We start from the raw sequence: 21,651 nt of genomic DNA, 5'->3' as shown, positions 1-21,651 counted from the left end.
TTATTGGTAAGCCCCGGTATTGGAGTTCCCGCGCACACATGGACGTCTATTACATTTTCTGTTTTCTCGCCGCGGTGTCCGTGTTTCTGGGATTTATCAACCAGTATGTGTTGCGAACCCAGACCACCATCGCCATCACCGCTGGCTCGCTGGCGCTTTCCCTGATCGTCACCGGCCTCGGCAAACTGGAAGTGGTCGAACTGCGCGACTGGGTGGCGCAGCTGCTGCCGCTGATGAATCTACCGGATCTGCTGCTGAAGGGGATGCTGGGCTTCCTGCTGTTTGCTGGCTCCCTACATATCGACCTGCTAATGCTGCGCAATCAGAAAGTGGAAATCACCCTGCTGGCCATTGTCGGCACTTTGATTTCGACCTTCGCAGTCGGCTACATGCTGTATTTCTTTTTCGGCCTGATCGGTATGCCGGTCGAACTGGTGTACTGCCTGTTGTTTGGCGCACTGATCTCTCCCACCGACCCCATCGCGGTGCTCGCGATCATCAAAAGCATGAAGGCACCGGAGCAGGTTTCGATTCAGGTGGAAGGAGAGTCCCTGTTCAACGACGGCTTTGGCATGGTGGTGTTCGCGGTGATTTACGCGCTGGCGTTCCAGGGCACCGAGCCTACCGTGGCGGCGATCAGCCACCTGTTTATGGTGGAAGCCCTCGGCGGTATTGCACTGGGCCTCGCCATTGGTGGCCTGTTTCACTGGCTGATCTGCTCCACCAACGACCACAGCCTGGAACTGTTGCTGACCCTGGTGATACCCACTGCCGGTTTTGCCGCGGCCAATATGCTCGGGGTGTCCGGTGCTCTGGCGATGGTGGTGGCCGGAATCATCATCGGTAACTTCACCCGGGAAAAAGGCTTCTCACGCATGAGCCAGCACGAGCTGGATAACTTCTGGTCCATTACCGAGGAATTCCTCAACGGGATTTTGTTCCTGATGGTGGGTCTGTTCCTGATCACCATCGACTTCAAGCCCATCGACTACCTACTGATCGTCGCCGCTATCGTGATCGTGTTGCTGGGGCGGGTGGTGGCGGTCGGTTTGCCGTTCCTGTTCCTGAAGCGCCACCGCCGCTACCACCCCTACACAGAACGCATCCTGATCTGGGGTGGCCTGCGCGGTGGCCTGGCATTGGCACTGGCGATGTCAATTCCCGCCGGCTATGTGGTGGATGGCGTTCGCGAAGATGTCACCCACGATCTGCGCCACCTGTGGGTGGTGATGACCTATGGCGTGGTACTCTTCTCCATCGTGGTTCAGGGTTCCACCATCGCTCCACTTATCCGCCGCAGTCGCGAGGCCAGCTTTTCCGAAGGTACGCCACCGACACCACAATCCGATTAAAATTGCCGCACCGCGGCCCCGTTACAGCCTATAAGATTCGCCATGCCGCACGACAATTTCCTGATACAGACCGTTATCTTTCTCGCCGCTGCGGTGGTTTCGGTACCACTGGCCAAGCGGCTGGGCTTTGGCTCGGTGCTCGGTTATCTGGTCGCCGGGGTTCTGATCGGCCCCCACACCTTTGGCCTGGTGGGGGATACCAGTGAAGAACTGCATTTTGCAGAATTCGGCGTGGCGCTGATGCTGTTTCTCATCGGTCTGGAACTGCAACCGCGGAAACTCTGGGCGCTGCGTGGCGCCATCTTCGGTACCGGCGGGGCCCAGGTACTGCTGACCGCGCTTGCGATCTGCGGTCTGGCGATGGCGCTGTTCGACTTTGGCTGGCGCACCGCGACCGCTGTGGGTCTGGTGCTCGCACTTTCCTCCACCGCTATCGTATTGCAGTCGCTGTCGGAAAAAGACCTGCTTAAAACGGAGGGCGGACGCAACGCGTTCAGCGTATTGTTGTTTCAGGATATTGCCGTCATTCCGATTCTGGCTTTGCTGCCGCTGCTGGCTACCGTAGAGATTGCCAGCAACCCGGACGGCCTGCAGGGCTGGACCTATGCACTCGCGGTGCTGGGTGCGGTGGCCGGTCTGATTCTGGCCGGGCGCTTTCTGCTCACGCCGCTGCTGCGCATTGTGGTCGGCACTCGCACCCGGGAACTGTTTACCGCCTGTGCATTGCTGATCGTGCTGAGTGCCGCGGCGATCATGTCGGCGCTGAACCTGTCCCCGGCCCTCGGTACTTTCATCGCGGGTGTGGTGCTGGCAGATAGCGAGTTCCGCCACGAGCTGGAAGCGGATATCGAACCCTTCAAGGGTCTGCTGCTGGGGCTGTTTTTCCTTGCCGTTGGCGCCAATCTCGATCTGGCACTGGTCATGCAGCAGCCGCTGCTACTGCTTGGCTTGCTGGCACTGCTGGTACTGGTGAAATTCGCCATTCTGTTTGCCCTGGCGCGCCTGCGCGGTATGGCGCGGGGGGAAGACTGGCTGTTTGCGCTATCGCTGGCACAGGCGGGGGAGTTCGGTTTCGTATTGCTGGCCTATGCCAGTCAGAACCATGTGCTGCCGACGGATGTAAGCAGCGTGCTGATTGCACTGATCGCTCTGTCGATGGCATTTACACCGCTGTTACTGTTGGCCTACGAGCAACTGATCCAGCCGCGTTTTTTCAGTGGCCCACGCCAGCCGGACGTCGCGGACAGCGCACCCCACGATGATGGGTCGCCGGTCATCATTATCGGATATGGCCGCTACGGCCAGATTGCCGGGCGCCTGCTGAACGCTTGTGGTTTCGATACCACCCTGCTGGAACACAACGCAGAACAACTCGAACTGGTGCGCCGCTACGGTATCAAGGCCTATTACGGCGACGCATCGCGGGAGGACCTGCTGCACGCCGCGGGAGCGGACAACGCGAAGATCGTTATCCTTACCCTCAGCGATCAGGCCGCATCGCTGGAAATCATCAGCCGCATTCAGAAGCACTTTCCGCATCTCACCATTCTCGCGCGGGCGCGCAATCGTATGCACCAGTACGCGCTTATGGAAGCCGGGGTGAAATACATCTACCGGGAAACGGTGGACAGCGCCCTGGAAATTGGCGCCGGTGCGCTGCAGCTGCTGGGCCTCTCCAGGCACCAGGCCCAGCGCTCCGCGCGCAAATTCAAACAGCATGACCAGCGTATGCTGGAGTCACTGTTCCCCTACTGGCGCGATGAATCCCAGCACGTGGCAAAAACCAAGATTTATCGCGAGCAGTTACTGCAGGCCCTGCAGGAGGATCGCCGCGATCCCGACCTGCACCTGGATCACTACTGGGGCGACCGGGATACGCGTGCGGAGAAGGGGAAAAACGACAAGGCCAGAAAGGTGCAGCCAGGTCTGTAGCCGGCGCTACCCACCGCTCGGTCACTGTTGTTTTTGCGGGGCGGCAAATTGCTTGCGCAGGTAGAACATCAGCCGTTTGAGCTGCTCTTCGTTCAGCTCATCGGCAAACCCCGGCATCATGATTTCCTCACCATTCACTGTACGGCGTATGCCCTGCAGTATGGCCTGACGTAGATTGTGGTCGTCTTCGGCACCCACAGTGGAGTTGTGTACCAGTGACGGGTAGTACCCGTCTTTGCTGCCGGTGCCATCCACCCCGTGGCAGGCGGCACACAGCCCCAGATACAGACGCGAGCCGTCTGCGCTCAGCTTCGGATTCAGCTCGTGCACCAGAGGATTGCCGCGCATGATGATGACGTCTGTGGCGGGAGATCCGCGCTGCTGACGGGGGACCCGCGCTTTGCCTTTGACCGGCGGAATGGTGCGCAGGTAGGTGACCATGGCGTTGATATCTCCATCATTCATCCGGGAAAGGCTGAACTGGATGGCCTCCCCCATGGGGCCACCGGCCTGCGCCAGGCGATTAACGTGGCCGGTTTTTAGGTATTGGGTCAGCTGCTCTGCACTCCAGTCCCCAATGCCGCTATCGCGATCCGGGGTGATGTTGTAGGCCTCCCAACCATCCAGCACCGGTCCTCCCCCGAGAAAACCTTTTTCGGTTTCATCGTACGCCTTTTGTTGAAATGCCAGCCCGCGGGGAGTGTGGCATTCGCCACAGTGTGTCAGAGCCTGAACCAGGTAGGCGCCGCGGTTCCAGGACTCACTCTGTTGCGGATCGGGTTCGAAGGGCCCGGTGGGTGTGAACAGATAGTTCCAGATTTTCAGTGGCCAGCGTGCGCTCAGTGCCCGTGGGATTTTGTTCGGCGGCGGCGTATCGTGGACCGGTGCCACACCAAACAGAAAATAGGCATACAGTGCCTGAATATCGGCATCGGTAATTTTGGTGTAAGACTCATAGGGCATGGCGGGGTAGAGGTTGCGCCCACCCTTTCCGACTCCCTGGCGCAGCGCGCGGTCAAACTCCTCCAGTGTCCAGGTGCCGATACCAGTGTTGATATCCGGGGTGATATTGCTGCTGTAAAGCGTGCCGAGCATTGGAATGGACATGGGGCGGCCGCCCGCAAACGGAGTACCACCGGTGCGGGTATGACAGGCCTGACAATCCCCGGCGATCGCCAGGTAACGCCCCTTCGCAATCAGTTCAGGCCGGTTCAGTTCCGTATTCACTTCCGACACTGCCGCCTTGTCCCATACCTCCTGCGCGTACAGTAGCGCCACCGGCAGCAGGCAACTGACAGCCACCAGCCACATCCCACGCACCCCCATCATCACACCTCCTTGAGCAGGGTATCCGCCAGACGCAGGGCGAGGGCAGCGATGGTGAGGGTGACATTGACGGTGCCCACCGTGGGCATTACGGAGCTGCCGGCAATAAATAGATTGGGGTGGTCGAAGGTGCGGCAGTCCTTGTCCACCACCGAGTCCGCCGCATCGGCCCCCATAATGGTGGTGCCGGTAATATGGTTGTTGGGCGCGAATTCATCACTGAAGGTGACATCGGTGCCGCCCATCACTCTAGCGATTTCCCCGTAGGTTTCCCGGGTGTGCGCAGCACTCTTCGCCACGTAATCGTCAATGCTGTAAGTGATTTCCGGGCGCGGTATACCGCTGGCATCCTTCTCTGAGGTACTGGGACGAATCCGGTTGTTGGGCTGCGGCAGTATTTCGTGGAAGCTGTTGAACTCCACGTAACGGGCCGCGCGTTCGCGGATACGTGTGTTGAGCTCGGGAATATTGATCGTATCCTGCTGGCGCAGTACACCGCGGGCGGTTTTTTCCACAGCAGACATATTCGACAGGTGCAACTTCTTACCGGCATACTCCGCGCGAAACTCGCCGTCCCGGAAACCAACCACCGAGGTCATTTCCTGGGGTCCACGGCCCGGCCATAGAGGCTCGTCAGCGTAAAAATGTACGCCGGTGCCCGGGTGATCCATCAGGTTACGGCCCACCATATCGGAGCGATTACCGACACCGGTGGGGTGCTTGCGGCCGTAGGAAATCAGCATCAGTTTTGGCGTTTCGATACCGTTGGCGGCGAGGATGAAGTGCCTGCCGGAAACCCGATGATCCATGCCCATGGGGTCCTTGTACTCCGCGGCAATAATGCGATCGCCCTCACTCACCAACCGGTTTACCACCGCACTGTGAATCAATTCGGCGCCGTGCGCCTCCGCCTTATCCACGTGCACAATACCGTTGTACATGGCGCCGATGGGGCAGATGGGCATGCAGTTGTTATTCCCGCAACAGGTGGGGCGGCCATCGTACGGGCGGCTATTACGTGCCACCGGCTCGGTGACCACTTTCCAGGCGGGATTGTGGCTGTTCATACGCCTTTTTACGCGGGCTTCATTAAATGACAGCGGTAACGGCTGCATTGGGTAGCCGGTACTGCGGGGTGAACCCAGGTCTTCCTCTTTTGGGCCCCAGACCCCCAGCTCCTGCTCTGCACGGTGGTACCAGGGTTCCAGATCGCTGTACTCGATAGGCCAGTCACGGCCCACACCGTAAAGGCTTTTTAATTTGAAATCGCTGGGGAGAAAGCGCCAGCAGGAAGCCGCCCAGTGCCAGGTGGTACCACCTACCGCGCGAATATACTGAGAATTGAACGGGTGGCTGCCCTTGAGGATCAGGTAGTCATTGGCAAACTCGCCATATTCGGGATGCGGTGCCCAGGACGGTGAGCGGTAGGCCGCCATAAAGTCAGACTTGTCTGGCTGATTGCGAAAACGTTCCACAGTCTGCCAGCGGGGTATGCGGGGCCCAGCCTCGAGAATAATCACCGATTTACCCGCTTTAGCGAGCGTACTCGCCACCAGGGCGCCCGCCACCCCGGACCCGACCACGACGAATTCGGCTTCCCTGCCTGCCAAAATCTAGACCCTCCCGAGTTTCAGGTTGGGTGCACTGGACCAGTCGCCCGGTTTACCGGTGCAGTAACTGGGTACCGGGAGCGCATCAGCGGTGAGCCGATATATCAAGGCGCGCTCGAAGGTTACCAGCGTCTTACCCACCGTACCCAGATACCAGGCGGCGACAATCAACCGCGCCACCGGCGAGCGGCGATCCGCGGAGCTCGGGTCTTCAGGCAGGAGATCCAGCTGTTGGGCAAAGGATGGATACTCGCTGTTCAGGGCAGCCAACAGGCGTGTGGCGACACGGCGATCAATATGAGTATTCACCGGCAGTGGATGCAGAAGTTTCTGCGACACAGAGAAAAATTTACTGAGCCGGTGCCCGGCTTCTTTGGCGCTGTCTGGTAGCTTGTCCGCCTGTACCGCAGGTAGGGAGCTGGCGCCTGTCAGTAGTCCACAACCGAGGTAGAGCTGCGTGCGAATGAATCGGCGCCGATCGGCTGCCGGAAAATCATCGGCGCGCTCACCGCCATTGGATCTCACCCCGGAATTTGAAATACCTGCGCCCACGCCGCCTCCCGCCCGCAAAATGCTCCGCTACAGGGAGTATAGGAAAGGCTGCTGCGACCGCATTCTGAAAACACCAGGCTCCCGGTACCGGGAACGGTAGTACCTCATTTGTTTCACTAGTGCGGTGGCGCCGGATTACTTCTGGGGTTTCTGAGCCACTAGAATCAGTGCCTCCGTGTCAAAACCCAGCTCTCTCGCCCGGCGCACGTACCGCTGCAACACTGCGTCCGGTACCGTGGGCGTGCGCGACAGCAACCAAAGATAGGAACGGTCCGGCCCGGACACCATGGAGTAGCGATAGTCCTCATCCAGCTCAAACACGATATAGGAGCCATAAAAAGGCCCGAAGAATGAGACCTTCAGGTGCCCCACATTCGGAGCATCGACGAAGTAGGCTTTGCCTTCCGCCTCCTGCCATTTGGCGTTCTCGGCATCAAATCCACGATTCACTACCTTCACACCGCCGTCTTCACGCAGGCTGTATTGAGCGGTTACCTGGCTGAGGCCCCGCTCGAAGGAATGATCCAGACGCGCGATTTCATACCAGGTACCCAGGTAGCGGTTGATCTCGAAATCCTCCACCGGTTCCACACCATCGGGAACACCGGTACAGGCGGACATCAACATAGTCGCGGCAATCAACAAACACCGTATCAGGTAGGGCACATCAGCATCCTTTCGCCGGTTAGGTTTTCCAGGGGTTACTGTCGGTAAAAGTCGCGATATACAGCGCCTCTACCTTTTCCCTGGCCCATGGGGTTTTACGCAGAAACTTCAGACTGGATTTCACCGAGGGGTCATTGCAGAAGCAATTTACCGGCACACGATCCGCAAGCCCTTGCCAGCCGTAGTGCTGCTCGAGCTGCAACACGATGGTTTCCAGCGTTACACCGTGCAGGGGATTATTGGGTTGTGGATGATGCATCTTAAGAAGCGTCACTCTGTGAGGTTGCGGGCGGAGTCTACGCAGATATGAGTGAAAAGAAACGGGGGTGTCGGCCGGGGCCAGCTTCAGGGCGCCAGCCACCATTTCAGAATGAGTGACACACCGCCCAGCGCCGACACACTCATCAACCAGATTGCCAGCATCCAGCCCAGCCGCTTCCAGGTGGCACCTTCCTGCTTCATCAGTGATAACCCTCGGTGCCGACTTTGCCACGAAACACCCAGTAGGCCCACCCGGTATACCCCAGGATCACCGGAATGATAAACACCGCGCCCACCAGTAAAAACAATTGGCTATCGCGCGGCGCGGCGGCCTCCCAGAGCGTAATCGACGGCGGAATCATGTTGGGAAAAATACTGATACACAACCCGATAAAGCCCAGTAGGAACAGCGCCAGCGCCATCAGGAACGGCAGCAGTTCATGACCCTTTTTCAGGCTCCAGAAAAATACACCGGTGCAGATAATCACCAGTAAAGGAACCTGCGCGGTTAACAGGACCTGGGGCATTTCAAACCAGCGGCGCCAGTATTCATTACTCAGAAACGGAGTTGCCAGGCTTACCGCAACCAGTGCCCCTACGGTGGCTATCCCCAACCCGTAGGCGAGACGGTGTGCATGCCGCTGGCATCCACCCTCAGTTTTCCGAATCAACCAGGTGGCACCCAGCAGCGCATAACCGATTACCACAGCAATACCGGTAAGCACGCTGAACGGGCTCAGCCAGTCGAGCCAACCGCCAGCATAGGCGTTGTTCTCCACCTCAATACCCTGCAGGATGGCACCAATGGTAATGCCCTGTGCCAGCGCTGCCACGGTGGAGCCCACGGTAATTACCAGATCCCACAGCGGCTGGTGGGCGGGATCCCGCCAACGGAATTCAAATGCCGCTCCGCGAAATACCAGCCCCAGCAGCATGGCGATCATCAGTGGATAGGTCGCCGGCAGGATGATGGAATACGCAAGGGGGAAAACCGCCAGAAGTCCGCCACCACCCATGACCAGCCAGGTTTCATTCCCATCCCAGAACGGGGCAATGGAATTGATCGCCTGGTCGCGCTCCTGCCCCGGTGCCAGTACGGGAGAGAGAATACCAACACCCAGATCAAAGCCATCCAGCACCACATAAGCAAAGACGGAAAAGCAGATCAACCCCGCCCAGATCAGTGGTAGATCAAGACTTTCCATGGGTACCTCCCTCGTGATCTGACGTGGCTGGCGCCAGGCTCGATGCCGGCGTGATACCCGCAGCGTAAGTCGGTACCTTGTCCGGCCCTGATTCACCGCGACTCGGCGGGTGCGCCATCAGGCGCAGCAGGTAAAAAATCCCCATACCAAAAATTGCCGAGTACACCACGATAAAGGCGATCAGCGACGCCGCCACCGCCGGCGCATCCAGCGGCGAGGCGGAATCCACCGTTCGCATCAAGCCGTATACGGTATATGGCTGACGACCGACCTCGGTAGTGATCCAGCCGGCGATTACCGCCACGAACCCGGCAGGGCCCATGCACACAGCAGCCCGATGCAAACTCCGCGACACGTACAGGCGCTTTCGCCTCCGTGCGATCAGGCTCCAGATTCCCAGCGCCAGCATGGCGAAGCCGATCGCCACCATCACCCGGAAAGACCAGAATACCACCGCGACCGGCGGCCACTCCTCGCGCGGAAAATCTGTCAGACCCGGCAATGGCGCATTCGGGTCGTGTTTAAGAATCAACGAACCCAGCTTGGGTATGGCAACCTTGTAGTGCACTTTGGCCGCCTCTTCGTCCGGAAATCCGAACAGGATCAACGGAGCGCCATCGGGACTGGGGTCGAAATCCCCCTCCATCGCAAGCACTTTTACCGGCTGATGTTCCAGTGTGTTCAACCCGTGCATATCCCCCGCCAGGATCTGCACCGGGGTGACAATTACCGCCATCCACATGGCCATCGAAAACATTTTGCGGGCGCCGGCATTACTGCGATCCCTGAGCAAATGCCAGGCACCGACACCACCCACTGCAAATGCGGTGGTAAGGTACGCCGCAGTGACCGTATGTACCAATCGGTATGGGAAGCTCGCGGTGAAAATTACGTCCCACCAGGAGTCGCCAACAATAAACTGGCCCTGATCATTGATTTCAAAGCCCGCGGGTGTCTGCATCCAGGAATTCACCGACAGAATCCAGAACGCGGAAACGAAAGTACCCAGCGCCACCATACAGGTCGCGAAAAAGTGCAGGCGCTTACCCACCTTGTTGATACCAAACAGCATCACGCCGAGAAACCCCGCCTCAAGGAAGAAGGCTGTGATCACTTCATACCCCATCAGCGGGCCGATCACCGGACCGGCCTTGTGGGAAAACTCGGACCAGTTGGTGCCGAACTGGTAGGACAGCACGATGCCCGACACCACACCCATGCCAAATCCCACCGCAAAGATTTTCAGCCAGTAGCGATACAGGTTTGCATAGACGCCGCGGCCGGTTTTTAGCCACAGTCCCTCCAGCACCATCAGATAGCTGGCCAGACCGATGGAAAAAGCCGGAAAAATAAAGTGGAAAGACACGGTAAATGCAAACTGCACCCGCGCGAGAAAAACGGCGTCTAGATGCTCGAACACGACCTGAGTACCCTGGTGAATGACTTTATCTGCCCTGATAAAAAGTAGTCGCCCGCGAGGCACTGTCTAGCCGTTCGCATGCAAATAGCTAGTACTCACAGCGCACCAGGCACAAACTGGTCAACCAATTTCCGTAGAAATTCCTGAAATTTACAGTTTTCACCCGGCGATGATGCAAAAATCGGTGCCTCAGATTTTCTATCCAGGCGCTCATATAAACCGGGCGCTCAGTCTGAATACCTGTAATCTGATATCGGTCGATGTAATGCTAAAAACTCAACACTATTTTTCCTCCGTCACTTCTTCACTCAAGTTCACCACCATTGCCGCCAGCTGTATGTTGTTGTCCGCCTGCCAGAGCGAGCCGCAGCATCCCGACACGGCCCGCGACGATGCCGTACACAGTGCCCAAGTTGTTCCAGGTTCACTGATCGACCTGAGCCACTGGAAAATCACCCTGCCCATGGACAGCAACGGTGATGGCAAAATTGACGAAGTGGGCCCGCCACAGATTTTGCGCCTGTATGAGCCGCGTTTCTTTTACGGAAACCACGAGGGTGAAGTGGTATTTACCGCCCCCAACAAGGCCATCACCACAGCCAACTCCACCAATACCCGCAGTGAACTGCGGCAGATGATTAACCCGCAAGGCGCCAAGACCAAAGCGCCGGGAAACAACTTTGCACTGGCCGCGCACCCTCAGGCAGCGAATTTTGGTGCAGTGGGTGGACGTCTTTCCGCAACTCTCGCGGTCAATCACGTCGCGGTGAATGCCGCGCATCCCGACAAGCCCCCTGCGTATTCTGTCGTGGTCGGCCAGATACACGCGGGCAAGGATGAAAGCCTGCTCAGCCAAGGCTTTGGCTACGGCAACGAGCCACTGAAGATCTACTACAAAAAATTCCCCAACCACGCGTACGGCTCGGTTTTCTGGACCTATGAGCGCAACCTGGCAAAAGACGATCCCAACCGCACCGATATCGCCTATCCGGTGTGGGGCAACACCTGGGAATCCGCGGAAAACCCGGGTCAGAAGGGCATCAAGCTCAACGAGTCGTTCAGCTATACGGTCAACGTGGTCGGCAATATCATGCAGCTGGTTTTTGAGGCACCCAACAAACCGCGAGTGGAGTACGCCATTGACCTGTCGAGCAATACGGATGCATACGGCAAGGTCGACAGCCTGGACAACCCTGCAGGCTACAGCGGCGACTGGTTTTACTTCAAGGCGGGCGCCTACAATCAGTGCAGCAGCAAAGACCAACAGGGCATGTGGTATGCCGGCTGCGCCGGTTCAGGGGTTTGGGAAGAGGATTTCCGTGAGGGCAATTATGCCCAGGTGAGTTTTTCCTCCATCGTACTGAAGTAGACGGTTATCGCCTCCTTCCAGAAGCGAAAAAGCCGGTGGGGTTACCACCGGCTTTTTCGCGTATCGTAATTGCTTTAGTAGGCCACTCTTCAGCAGGCCGCTCTTCAGTAGGTCGCTCTTCAGTAGGTCGCTCTTCAGTAGGTCGCTCTCCGACGCCACAGACCGCCCAGGGCCAGCAGTAAAAGTAACCAGAGGCCGACACTACCGCCACTGGAACCGCCACCACTGCTTCCACCGTTATTTACCGGAGTCTGGCCGCCGGTGCTGATGCCGTCAGAAGAATCGTCATCCCCACCATTGTCGGTATCGCCGTTGTCGGTATCGCCGTCACCCTGGTCACCACTGTCCGAACCACCGTCATCAGTTCCTCCATCGTCGGAAGCCGCGGCTTCCTGCAGGGTAAAGGTGAAGATCTCTTCTTCGGAAGACAGCATCGGATTGCCGTCATCGGTCACCACAACGCGTGCGCTGTACTCACCGAGAGCCATGGACAACGGATCAAAGGAGAAGGAAGCCTGATCGCCGGGTGTTACCGGCAGCTCCTCGGTATACCACTGATAGCTGTGGCTATCGCCGCCGTTTACATCTTCAACAACGGCGGTCAGCGTGATCTCTCCGGCGTCATTGATAAATACCGTGCCGTCCTCTCCTGCCTGGGATCCTGTAACGGTTACCGTGGGCGCCACGTTATTGTCGGTAATAGTCATCCGGTGGTTGCTGCGTGAGTCGTCAATCGGCATGACAAAACCATCGGCGCTACCGGCTATTGCCGAAACCAGTGCAATAGAAAGAACCTCGTCCGTTTCTTGCAGGCCGTCGCCTACCACCGGAATCCGCACAGCGGCATTTTCCAGCGCTTCCACGGAGTCGATAGTGACAAGCAATTCACTCGGGTCTACACCGCTTTCACCTTCGGTAACCATATCGTCGGTGGTGGCGGTGCTTTCAGATTCCACCCAGGTGGCCAGAATGGATATCGGATAGACGGGGGATGGGCCCGACAGCTCCACTGCTAGCAGCGCATCCCGGTCTTCACCGGTAATGGATTCGTCCTGAGTAAAGCGCACCTGCGGGTATACGTTGACCGCTTGTGACAGGGGCTCAGAGCGATTCCCCGCGTCGTCGACCGCAAACCAATCCAGGCTGAGGGCGCCGCTTGGCAATGACACCTGCTGATCGGCATTGATCGCAAGTAATTCACCATTCAGCTCTACCTGATAGTCCAGCTCATCGTCGAAATTATCGATGGCCTGAGCTTCGTTCACGTTCAGAGTGACCAGTGTGCTTTCACCAGTGGCCGCAACGCTAATTGCCACCGGTACCTGGAGGATTTCTGGAGCGTCCTCGTCCTCAGTGCGTGTCGGGTCGGACGGATAGGGATCCTCACTGTTCACCAGGCCATCGTTGTCGGTATCGTTCAGCGATTCATCCAGTGTCAGCCCTGACCCAGACTGGCAATCGCTGTCGCAATCCTCATGCCAGGCATCAGGCAAACCGTCATTATCGGCATCCACAGATGCGGCACTGTTGGTTGCAAACGCGTCCTCGTCATTTACCACACCATCGTTGTCGGTGTCATTCAGGGAGGCATCCAGTGTCAGGCCGGAGGTGGACTGGCACTCGCTATCGCAGTTCTCCAGCCACGCATCTGGAAAGCCATCACCATCATCGTCCACGGCTGCGGCAGCATTGGCAATGAACGCATCGCTGTCGTTCTCGACCCCGTCGTTGTCGGTATCGCTCAGGGAAGGATCCAGTACAAGACCCGATTCGGACTGGCAATCGCTGTCGCAACCCGCCAGCCAGGCATCCGGAAAACCGTCACCATCCAGGTCGACGGAAGCGGCCTGATTCGCCGGAAAGGCATCATCTTCATTCGCAACGCCATCATTGTCGTTGTCGTCGTCCAGAGTGAGGCCTGAGGAGGACTGACAGGCGCTGTCGCAGTCGCTGTTCCACTGGTCTGGCATACCATCCAGATCGGTATCCAGTGCAGCAGCGGGGTTGCTGGGAAACTGATCTAGCACTAGGCCGCTCGTGCTGCGACATTCGTCCTCGCAGCCTGACTTCCAGAAATCCGGTGAACCGTCGCCATCGCTATCGACACTTGCCGCGAATTGCGTAGGAAAATCGTCAAAGTCCGCTTCGCTGCCATCTCCGTCGGCATCCCGATAAACACGACCTCCCATACGCAGTCCAGGAAGCTCTGTGTTGGTACCGAAATCCCAATAACCGTTCCCCTGCTCGTCAGTAAAACTACTCCAGGTTTCGTACAGAACCTTCGCTGAGCAGTTTGTATCATCCGCGCTCGTAGGACACTGGAGCTCCGCAAGCGTTGCTGGAGTGCCTCCATAGCTGATATTTTGTCCAGACGCATCAGTAGCCCAATAGCTCACAGAGGTTTTGGTGTGGTCGCCTGACCAGCTATACCCCACCAAACCTCCGACTACGCGGCTTTGAACATAGGCGGTAGACATACTGGCAATCACATTCGCGCCCAAGCGATACCCGAGTAAGCCGGCTATGTCGTTATCTCCATCTCCTCTTACGAATCCTGTGACATAGCTGGCGACAATATCGGTTCCGGTAGTAGAGCCAACTAAGCCACCAACACCACCTCCCGTACCATGAACGTAACCACTGACAAAGGTTGCGGTAATCTGACCTCCCTGCGCATAACCGACCAATCCTCCCACCACGTTCCGCCCCTGCACACGCATAAGTGGTCCAGATAGGCCAAGTTCTTTTACCGTGGCATCTATAATAATGCCGAACAAACCTTGCGAATCCGAGGTTGGTCTAGCGATCATCAAGTTGCGAATCAGATAACCGTTGCCGTGAAAAATACCGCTAAAAGCCTCATCTCTGGAGCTACCTATCGGTTGCCAGCCGGCACCGCTATTCCAGAAAGTATCTTCAACATTCAGTACCCCATCCCCATTGGTATCAAAATCCAGATCCGTGGTTAGCTCGAAACCAACACAACCCTCCGCAGGACAACCCTCACTGCTGCCATAGAGCGATGTGCCATCCAGGTTATTGCGAACCTCATTCAGGTCGGCCCAGTCGTTGATTTCGATCAGGCCGTCGTCGTCGAGGTCATAATCTGAGCGGCCGTCAGCGGACCAGGCTTGTTGAGCGGAAATCAGCAGGGAAAGAATTAGCGAAAAAAATAGGGAAATAGCGCGAGGCATCACACTCTCCATGTTGGAAACTATTGGGCTTCCGGCCCGATCAGTTCTAATTTTGAATACCGCAGAAGTAAGCACGGTAGAAAAGGCTGCCGACCTTAACAAATAATGGCTGTGCGAAAAAAGTTAAACACTTGGATTTATTGAACATCATCCAAATAATTGGCGCGCATTTACTCCTTGATTTTTTCACTATTATTTTAAAGTTGAAAATTACACGAAATTACGCCTAGTTAGCACCAGAGTACTTATTATTTTGTGATTAATTATCGAGAATTATCAGAAGGCAGAAGCATCTATTTTTGAGTGAAAATAGTCTGAAATAAATTAAATGGAACGATGGTTTCATTCTTTTATTTTGTAAATTGTAAAACGAATATGGGCCGCAATAGCGACCCATATTTCACGAAATAAATTTTTGAATTATTCCACCGTAACCGATTTAGCCAGATTTCGCGGCTGATCCACGTCGGTACCTTTCAGCAGGGCCACGTGGTAACTCAATAATTGCAATGGCACCGTATATAAAATGGGAGATAGGCTTTCCGGTGCTTCCGGGACTTCCACTACGGTTACGCCTGGCTCGCTGTTAAAGCCCGATTGCGGGCTGGCGAATACAAATAGTTCGCCGCCCCGTGCGCGTACTTCCTGCAGGTTGGATTTCAGTTTTTCCAGTAGCTCATCGTTCGGTGCAACGACGATCACCGGCATGTCTGCATCCACCAGTGCCAGTGGGCCGTGTTTGAGTTCGCCGGCGGGGTAGGCTTCGGCGTGGATGTAGGAAATTTCTTTCAGTTTGAGCGCGCCTTCCAGAGCGATGGGGTATTCGACGCCGCGACCTAAAAAGAGTGCGTGATTTTTTTCCGCGAAGGCTTCACTGGTGGCTTTTACCAGAGCGTCGAGGCCGGTGAATTTTTCCATCAGTTTCGGAAGCTGATGCAGTGCGTCGATCAATTCCGCTTCGCGCTCGCCGCTCATGCCGTTGGCTTTGGCCAGGGCGATGCAGAATATCTGCAGGGCGACCAGCTGGGTGGTGAAGGCTTTGGTGGAGGCGACGCCGATTTCTGGGCCCGCTTCGGTCATCAGGTGCAGTTCGGATTCGCGCACCAGCGAGCTGTTGGGCACGTTGCAGATGGTCATGGAGGCGAGGTAGCCGAGCTCTTTGGCCTGCCGCAGTGCGGCGAGGGTATCGGCGGTTTCGCCGGACTGGGAGATGGTGACAAACAGAGTGCCCGGGCGCACGGCGGTTTTGCGGTAGCGGATTTCGCTGGCGACTTCGACGGAGCAGGGCACGCCGGCCCAGTCTTCGATCCAGTAACGGGCAACGAGGCCGGCGTGGTAGCTGGTACCACAGGCGACGATCTGTACCTGTTTTACCTGCGGCAGAATTTCGTTGGCGGCGGTACCGAGGGCCTGGGACAGTACCGAATGTTCGCCGATGCGGCCGGCCATGGTGGCTTCGACCACTTTAGGCTGCTCGAAAATTTCCTTCTGCATATAGTGGCGGTAGCGGCCCTTGTCGGCGGCGTCGTGCCCGCCCTGCAGTTTGTTCACCGGGCGGCTGACCTCTTCGCCAGTCTTGTCCCAGATGGCGATGCCGTCGCGGGTGACTTCGGCAATGTCACCCTCTTCCAGAAAAATAAAGCGGTCGGTGACCTGTTGCAGGGCCATGGGGTCGGAGGCGATAAAATTTTCGTCATAGCCGACGCCGATCACCAGGGGACTGCCGAGGCGGGCGCAAACCAGGCGCTCGGGTTCGGTGGAACAGACCACCCCGAGGGCGTAGGCGCCGTGGAGTTTTTCGGTGGCGGCGGAGACGGCCTGCAGCAGGTCGCGGTTGTCTTTGGCGAGCTCGTGGATCAGATGGACGACGACTTCGGTGTCGGTCTCCGACTGGAATTCATAGCCTTTGCTGATGAGTTCGTCACGCAGTTCCTGATAGTTTTCGATGATGCCGTTGTGCACCAGGGCGAAGTTGCCGGAGGCGTGCGGGTGGGAGTTTTTATCCGAGGGGACGCCGTGGGTGGCCCAGCGGGTGTGGGCGATACCGAGCTGACCGGCGGTGGGGCTGTCGTCGAGAGCGGATTCCAGGTCGGCGACCTTGCCCTGGGTTTTGCGCAGTTGCAGTTTGCCGTCGCCGTTGACGAGACACACACCGGCGGAGTCATAGCCGCGGTATTCCAGTCGGCGCAGTCCTTCCAGCAGGATTCCGGTTACGTTGCGTTGGCCCAGGGCACCTACGATTCCACACATATTTCTTACCTCGGTATTTGTTTTTTGCCTTCGGATCTTTGTCCTGTGGCGGTGGCGCTACCGGGTGGGCCTTTGTGAGACACGGACTAGGCGTCCCCCCTCAACCCATCCATGGGGGCTCTTCCGCGAGGTCCCTCTCGCGGAAGGTCTCACAAAGGCCCACCCGGCATCGCCACCTTCGCGATTAACTTCAGTTTTCTATTCGGACTCGTGTTCAGACATCAGCACAGATAACCCGCAGGCCCCTGCTTTCCAGTTGTGCACAAACCTTGTCTTCGATGCCGCTGTCGGTCACTAAAGTGCCGAACATGTCCCAGCTCAGTTCCAGATTCGGAATCCGTCGCCCCACCTTGCTGGACTCCGCCATCACCACCACTTCGCGGGCGACATCGGCCATGACGCGGGACAGGCCGATCTGCTCGTTGAAGGTGCAGGTGCCGCGCTCGAGGTCGATACCGTCGGCGCCGATAAAGGCCTGGTCGAAGTCGTAGCCGCGCAGGACCTGTTCGGCGACCTGGCCCTGGAAGGCTTCGAAGTGGGGATCCCAGGTGCCGCCGGTCATCAGCAGGGTGGGTTCGTTTTCCAGTTCCCGCAGCTGGTTGGCGACGTGCAGGGAGTTGGTCATGACGACAAGGCCGCGCTTGTGGTTGAGCTCGGGGATCAGGCCGGTAGTGGTGCGGCCGTAGTCGATGACGATGCGGTTGTGGTCGCGGATCAGCTCGGCGGCGGCGCGGCCAATGGCGCGTTTGGTCTGGGACAGGGGGTCTTCGGCCACCAGTTCCCTGGGCAGGGGGATGGCGCCGCCGTGGCGGCGCAGCAGCAGGCCGTTGTCTTCCATGGCCGCCAGATCCTTTCGGATCGTAACTTCGGAGGTTTCGAACTGGCGCGCCAGTTCTTCGACACTGGCTTCACCGGCTTCGTTGATCTGGCTGAGTATCTGGTGGCGGCGCTGTTGGGTATTACGCTTGGACATGAGCGTTTGGACATGCTCGCTTAAGTTTCGTTTCGTAAGTTAAGCATAGCAAACCGAAACTGAAGTTCACACCTGACTTTTGCTGAGGTGGGCTTTTACGGCTTTCAGGAATCTGGCCAGTTCACCGCCGGTAACCGCGCGATGGTCGGCGGTTATCGACAGGGGCAACAGTTTGCGCACCCGGGCCTTCCCTTTGTGGGGCAGTACCGCCTTGTGAGCGCGGCCGGCGCCGACGATACACACCAGTGGCGGCACCACCACCGGGGTGGCGAAGCGGCCCGCCAGACTGCCAAAATTGGAGAGGTGGATGGTGGCGCCCTGTAGATCCTGCTGCGGGATGGCACCTTCATTGGCCTGCTGTTTGAAGCGGGCGATGGTTTCCAGCAATTTCTCTTCACCTAGGGCGCCGACGTCTTTGATCACCGGCACGAACAGGCCCTTGGGGGCGTCCACCGCCAGACCTACGTTGACCGGAGATTTCGGCTCCAACACGTCGTTTTCAAAGTGGGCATTGAGGTTTGGCTCGTCCGCAGCAGCGAGCGCGATGGCTTTGAGCAGGCGCAGGGTGGCGCTGGTGCCTTTGGGCCAGTCGGATATATCCACCTCGTCGAACAGGGTCATGGGGCAGACTTGGTCGCGGGCGCGGTTCATGGCCAGCAGCATAGCGCGGCGAGCGGGGGCCATTTCACTGGATTCGGTTGGGGATTTTTTGCACTCTTTAACGACGGTTTCGTCGCTTTTCTCCGGTTTTTCGCTCCAGCGCGGCAGGTTTTCTCCGCGCGCTGCGGCGCGCACTTCCGCTTCGCTGAAACGGGCGCCGGACGGATGCAGATCGGCCAGATCAACCTTGAGCCGGCGGGCGAGGGCGCGGATCGCCGGGGTGGCGCAGCGGGGGCGGTTGGCGATGGGGCGCTGTTCTACAGCCAGAGCCTCGCTGCCCTGTTCAATCTTGCCCACCACGGTGCCGCTGTCGCTGTTGAGTTCACTTGCAGGTTTGCTTTCCGGCTCTGGCGCTGAACCCGGCTCCGCACCGGCAAATCCGATCAGCGGCTGGCCGGTTTCCAGTGTCTCGCCTTCCGCGGCAAACAGGATTTCCACTGTGCCGGAATAGGGGGAGGGAACCTCTACCAGTGCTTTGGCGGTTTCCACGGTCACCAGGGTCTGATCCGCTTTGACGCTGTCACCCTCGTCCACATGCCATTCGCGAATCACCGCATCCGGCAGGCCTTCACCCAGGTCGGGGAGCTTGAAGATCTTCATCGGCCTCCCTCCGCTCCGGTTGCGCGAACACCGTCACGAACCCCATCACGGACATAGCCGAGCGCAGAGCGGGCGCCCGCCAGGATGCGCTCGACGCCGGGCAGATAGGCATTTTCCAGCTGGTAGTACGGCATCACCGTGTCGTATCCGGTAACCCGCTGCACCGGTGCATCAAGCAGGTCGAAGGCGTATTCCTGAATTTGTGCAGCGATCTCCGCCCCCAGACCACCAAAGCGCGCGGCTTCGTGGACCACCACGCAGCGGCGGGTTTTCTCCAGGGAGTCGATGATGGTGTGGATATCCAGCGGTTTCAGCGTGGAGGGGTCGATGACTTCCGCCTCTATGCCGTCGCGAGCCAACTGTTCAGCGGCAGCGAGAGTCTCGCGGACGCTTGCGCCCCAGGCCACCAGGGTGAGATCACTGCCCTCGCGCAGGACAAAAGCGCGATCCAAGGGCAGGGCCTCGCCGTCGTCCGGTACCGGCTGTCTGGCCGCGCGGTAGATGCGCTTGGGTTCGAGAAAGATCACTGGGTCTGGATCGCGGATGGCCGCCAGCAACAGGCCATAGGCCCGCGCGGGAGACGAGGGCACCACCACCCGCAGACCGGGAATATGCGCAAAAATCGCCTCGGTACTTTCACTGTGATGTTCCGGCGCGTGAATGCCGCCGCCGTAGGGCGCGCGGTAGACGATGGGACAGCTAAGGCGGCCGCGAGTGCGATTGCGCATGCGCGCGGCGTGGCTGAGGATGTGATCGAGGCCGGGGTAGATAAAGCCCATAAACTGGAACTCGGCCACTGGGCGAAGTCCCTGGGTGGCCATGCCCACGGCAATGCCGGCGATCATGGTTTCGGCCAGTGGGGTGTCCAGCACCCGGTCTGCACCGAAGGTTTTCTGCAGTCCGTCCGTTGCCCGGAATACGCCGCCGTTCGCACCAATATCCTGCCCGAATACCACCACTTCCGGGTTATTTTTGAGCTCGTAGGCCAGCGCTTGGGTGACCGCTTCCACCAGGGTGATCGCACTGTTTTGTTCCGCCATCTAACCCTTTCCCCCAATCACCGTGCCCTGCTGTTCGTCACGCAACTGGTCGTACTGCTCGTACAGCCCTTCCGGCAATTGCGCGTAGAGATGATCGAAGATGGCGGTCACCGGTTCCGGCGCGCGGGATTCCCAGTTATTCAGCGCCGCTTCCATAATCTGCGCCAGCTCGCGGTCTAGGTCCTGCTGCTTGGCATCGCTCCACAGGCCCTGATCCCGTAAATAGGTATCCAGCCGTTTGATCGGTTCCCACTGCCAGGCCTGCTCCAGCTCTTCGGCACCGCGGTAGCGGCTGGCGTCATCGGCGGTGGTGTGGTCGCAGAGTCGGTAACTGATGGCCTCAATCAGCGCCGGACCTTCCCCTTGCCGCGCCCGCTGCATTGCGTCCCGCACCGCCCAGGCCACGGCCACCGCATCATTGCCATCCACTTGCAGCGCCGGGATACCGGCGGCGATGGCTTTCTGGGCGATGGTCTGGGTACCGGTTTGCGCGGCGCGCGGCACTGATATGGCCCATTGGTTGTTGTTCACCACAAACACCATGGGCAGCTTCCACACCCCGGCGAGGTTCATGGCCTCGTAGAAGTCCCCCTTGGAAGTGGCGCCTTCGCCGGAGCTGGCAACCGCTACCTGTAGAGGAATGCCCTGCTGCTGGTGGCGATATTTCAGGGCAAAGGCCACACCGGCCCCGTGCAGCATCTGGGTGGCGATGGGTACGCAGATGGGCAGATCCTTCGGCGCGTGCTGGAAATTCTGCCCACGCTCGTCGCCGCCCCAGTTGGCGAGGATTTCTTCGATTTCCACACCTCGCTCAAGCAGGGCGCCGGTTTCCCGGTAGTAGGGGCAGTAGACGTCTTCGGCCATCAGCGCATTGCCGGTGGCGATGCCGATGGCTTCCTGGCCGAGGGTGGAGGGATAAGTGCCGAGGCGGCCGGTGCGCTGCAGTTTTACCGCGCGATCATCCACCAGCCGGGCCAGCTGCATTTGGCGGTGGCAGTGGGTGAGCCAGTCGGGGGTGGCGAACTCGGGCAGGGGCTGTGTCTCCCGGCCCTGTTTGTCCAGGTACTGGAGATAGGCGATATCGAAGGAAGCCTGGAGCTGCAGGCGAGGTTTATGCATCGGCGGGGTTCCTTGGATTCCGATGCTTTTAGTGTAGTTGGGGGTTTTCGGGGTCTTTGGGTTGTGGGGTTCGTTTTATTCTTCGGCCGTGGCGGCAAATCACCGGGTATTCGTTTTCGAAA

At 58.3% G+C, this 21,651-nt stretch carries 17 protein-coding genes; 3 read left to right on the top strand and 14 right to left on the bottom strand.

The features are described 5' to 3' along the window. The first annotated feature begins 38 nt into the window (after positions 1-38). Both AU11_RS13845 and AU11_RS13840 read left to right on the top strand, forming a co-directional pair. Positions 39-1,352 (top strand): sodium:proton antiporter, encoded by a 1,314-nt coding sequence (locus tag AU11_RS13845; protein ID WP_043319886.1) that lies wholly within the window; start codon positions 39-41, stop codon positions 1,350-1,352. A 42-nt stretch (positions 1,353-1,394) separates the two neighbouring features. Continuing rightward, a complete protein-coding gene (locus tag AU11_RS13840; RefSeq protein ID WP_043319885.1) occupies positions 1,395-3,284 on the top strand; it encodes a monovalent cation:proton antiporter-2 (CPA2) family protein in 1,890 nt (629 codons plus the stop codon). 21 nt (positions 3,285-3,305) lie between these two features. On the opposite strand, the gene AU11_RS13835 is transcribed toward AU11_RS13840, so the two are convergent. The 8 genes from AU11_RS13835 to AU11_RS13805 all read right to left on the bottom strand — a co-directional run bounded on the left by AU11_RS13835 (position 3,306) and on the right by AU11_RS13805 (position 10,324). Continuing rightward, on the bottom strand, positions 3,306-4,613 hold the full coding sequence (locus AU11_RS13835; protein ID WP_156035328.1) for a cytochrome c: 1,308 nt from the start codon (positions 4,611-4,613) through the stop codon (positions 3,306-3,308). Then, positions 4,613-6,220, bottom strand: coding sequence for a GMC family oxidoreductase (locus tag AU11_RS13830; protein WP_043319884.1), 1,608 nt, complete (start codon positions 6,218-6,220; stop codon positions 4,613-4,615). Before AU11_RS13830 ends, AU11_RS13835 begins: the two co-directional genes overlap by 1 nt. A 3-nt stretch (positions 6,221-6,223) precedes the next feature. Then, positions 6,224-6,772, bottom strand: a complete 549-nt coding sequence (locus AU11_RS17835) for a sugar dehydrogenase complex small subunit (RefSeq protein WP_051687259.1) — start codon at positions 6,770-6,772, stop codon at positions 6,224-6,226. Between the two features lie 135 nt (positions 6,773-6,907). Next, positions 6,908-7,399 (bottom strand): lipocalin family protein, encoded by a 492-nt coding sequence (locus AU11_RS13820; protein WP_051687258.1) that lies wholly within the window; start codon positions 7,397-7,399, stop codon positions 6,908-6,910. A gap of 58 nt (positions 7,400-7,457) precedes the next feature. After that, positions 7,458-7,697, bottom strand: coding sequence for a VF530 family DNA-binding protein (locus tag AU11_RS13815; protein ID WP_043319883.1), 240 nt, complete (start codon positions 7,695-7,697; stop codon positions 7,458-7,460). Between the two features lie 86 nt (positions 7,698-7,783). Further along, positions 7,784-7,900, bottom strand: a complete 117-nt coding sequence (locus AU11_RS18150; protein ID WP_081848121.1) for a DUF2474 family protein — start codon at positions 7,898-7,900, stop codon at positions 7,784-7,786. Further along, complete coding sequence (cydB, locus tag AU11_RS13810; protein ID WP_043319882.1) at positions 7,900-8,904, bottom strand: cytochrome d ubiquinol oxidase subunit II; 1,005 nt, start codon at positions 8,902-8,904, stop codon at positions 7,900-7,902. The genes AU11_RS18150 and cydB overlap by 1 nt, the downstream gene beginning before the upstream one ends. Next, on the bottom strand, positions 8,891-10,324 hold the full coding sequence (locus AU11_RS13805) for a cytochrome ubiquinol oxidase subunit I (RefSeq protein ID WP_043319881.1): 1,434 nt from the start codon (positions 10,322-10,324) through the stop codon (positions 8,891-8,893). The genes cydB and AU11_RS13805 overlap by 14 nt, the downstream gene beginning before the upstream one ends. 265 nt (positions 10,325-10,589) lie before the next feature. Between AU11_RS13805 and AU11_RS13800 the strand changes: the two genes are divergently transcribed. After that, positions 10,590-11,693: a polysaccharide lyase family 7 protein gene (locus tag AU11_RS13800; protein WP_043320551.1), complete on the top strand. Its 1,104-nt coding sequence runs from the start codon at positions 10,590-10,592 to the stop codon at positions 11,691-11,693. Between the two features lie 134 nt (positions 11,694-11,827). On the opposite strand, the gene AU11_RS13795 is transcribed toward AU11_RS13800, so the two are convergent. The 6 genes from AU11_RS13795 to pdhA all read right to left on the bottom strand — a co-directional run bounded on the left by AU11_RS13795 (position 11,828) and on the right by pdhA (position 21,529). Further along, the gene (locus AU11_RS13795) at positions 11,828-14,887 is read right to left on the bottom strand and encodes a hypothetical protein (protein ID WP_156035324.1); all 3,060 of its coding nucleotides are present in this window, start codon (positions 14,885-14,887) and stop codon (positions 11,828-11,830) included. Between the two features lie 420 nt (positions 14,888-15,307). Next, positions 15,308-17,137, bottom strand: a complete 1,830-nt coding sequence (gene glmS, locus AU11_RS13790; protein WP_043319879.1) for a glutamine--fructose-6-phosphate transaminase (isomerizing) — start codon at positions 17,135-17,137, stop codon at positions 15,308-15,310. 214 nt (positions 17,138-17,351) lie between these two features. Beyond that, positions 17,352-18,110 (bottom strand): DeoR/GlpR family DNA-binding transcription regulator, encoded by a 759-nt coding sequence (locus AU11_RS13785; RefSeq protein WP_043319878.1) that lies wholly within the window; start codon positions 18,108-18,110, stop codon positions 17,352-17,354. A gap of 66 nt (positions 18,111-18,176) precedes the next feature. Continuing rightward, positions 18,177-19,370: a dihydrolipoamide acetyltransferase family protein gene (locus AU11_RS13780; RefSeq protein ID WP_043319877.1), complete on the bottom strand. Its 1,194-nt coding sequence runs from the start codon at positions 19,368-19,370 to the stop codon at positions 18,177-18,179. Continuing rightward, the gene (locus AU11_RS13775) at positions 19,367-20,410 is read right to left on the bottom strand and encodes an alpha-ketoacid dehydrogenase subunit beta (protein ID WP_051687257.1); all 1,044 of its coding nucleotides are present in this window, start codon (positions 20,408-20,410) and stop codon (positions 19,367-19,369) included. Before AU11_RS13775 ends, AU11_RS13780 begins: the two co-directional genes overlap by 4 nt. Further along, the gene (gene pdhA, locus AU11_RS13770) at positions 20,411-21,529 is read right to left on the bottom strand and encodes a pyruvate dehydrogenase (acetyl-transferring) E1 component subunit alpha (RefSeq protein WP_043319876.1); all 1,119 of its coding nucleotides are present in this window, start codon (positions 21,527-21,529) and stop codon (positions 20,411-20,413) included. It lies immediately after the preceding gene. Between the last annotated feature and the right edge of the window lie 122 nt (positions 21,530-21,651).

It is taken from the genome of Microbulbifer sp. HZ11 (assembly GCF_000708675.1).
Taxonomy (GTDB): Bacteria; Pseudomonadota; Gammaproteobacteria; order Pseudomonadales; family Cellvibrionaceae; genus Microbulbifer.
Note: the sequence above shows the minus strand (reverse complement) of the source record. Positions and strands in the feature narration are given on the sequence as shown.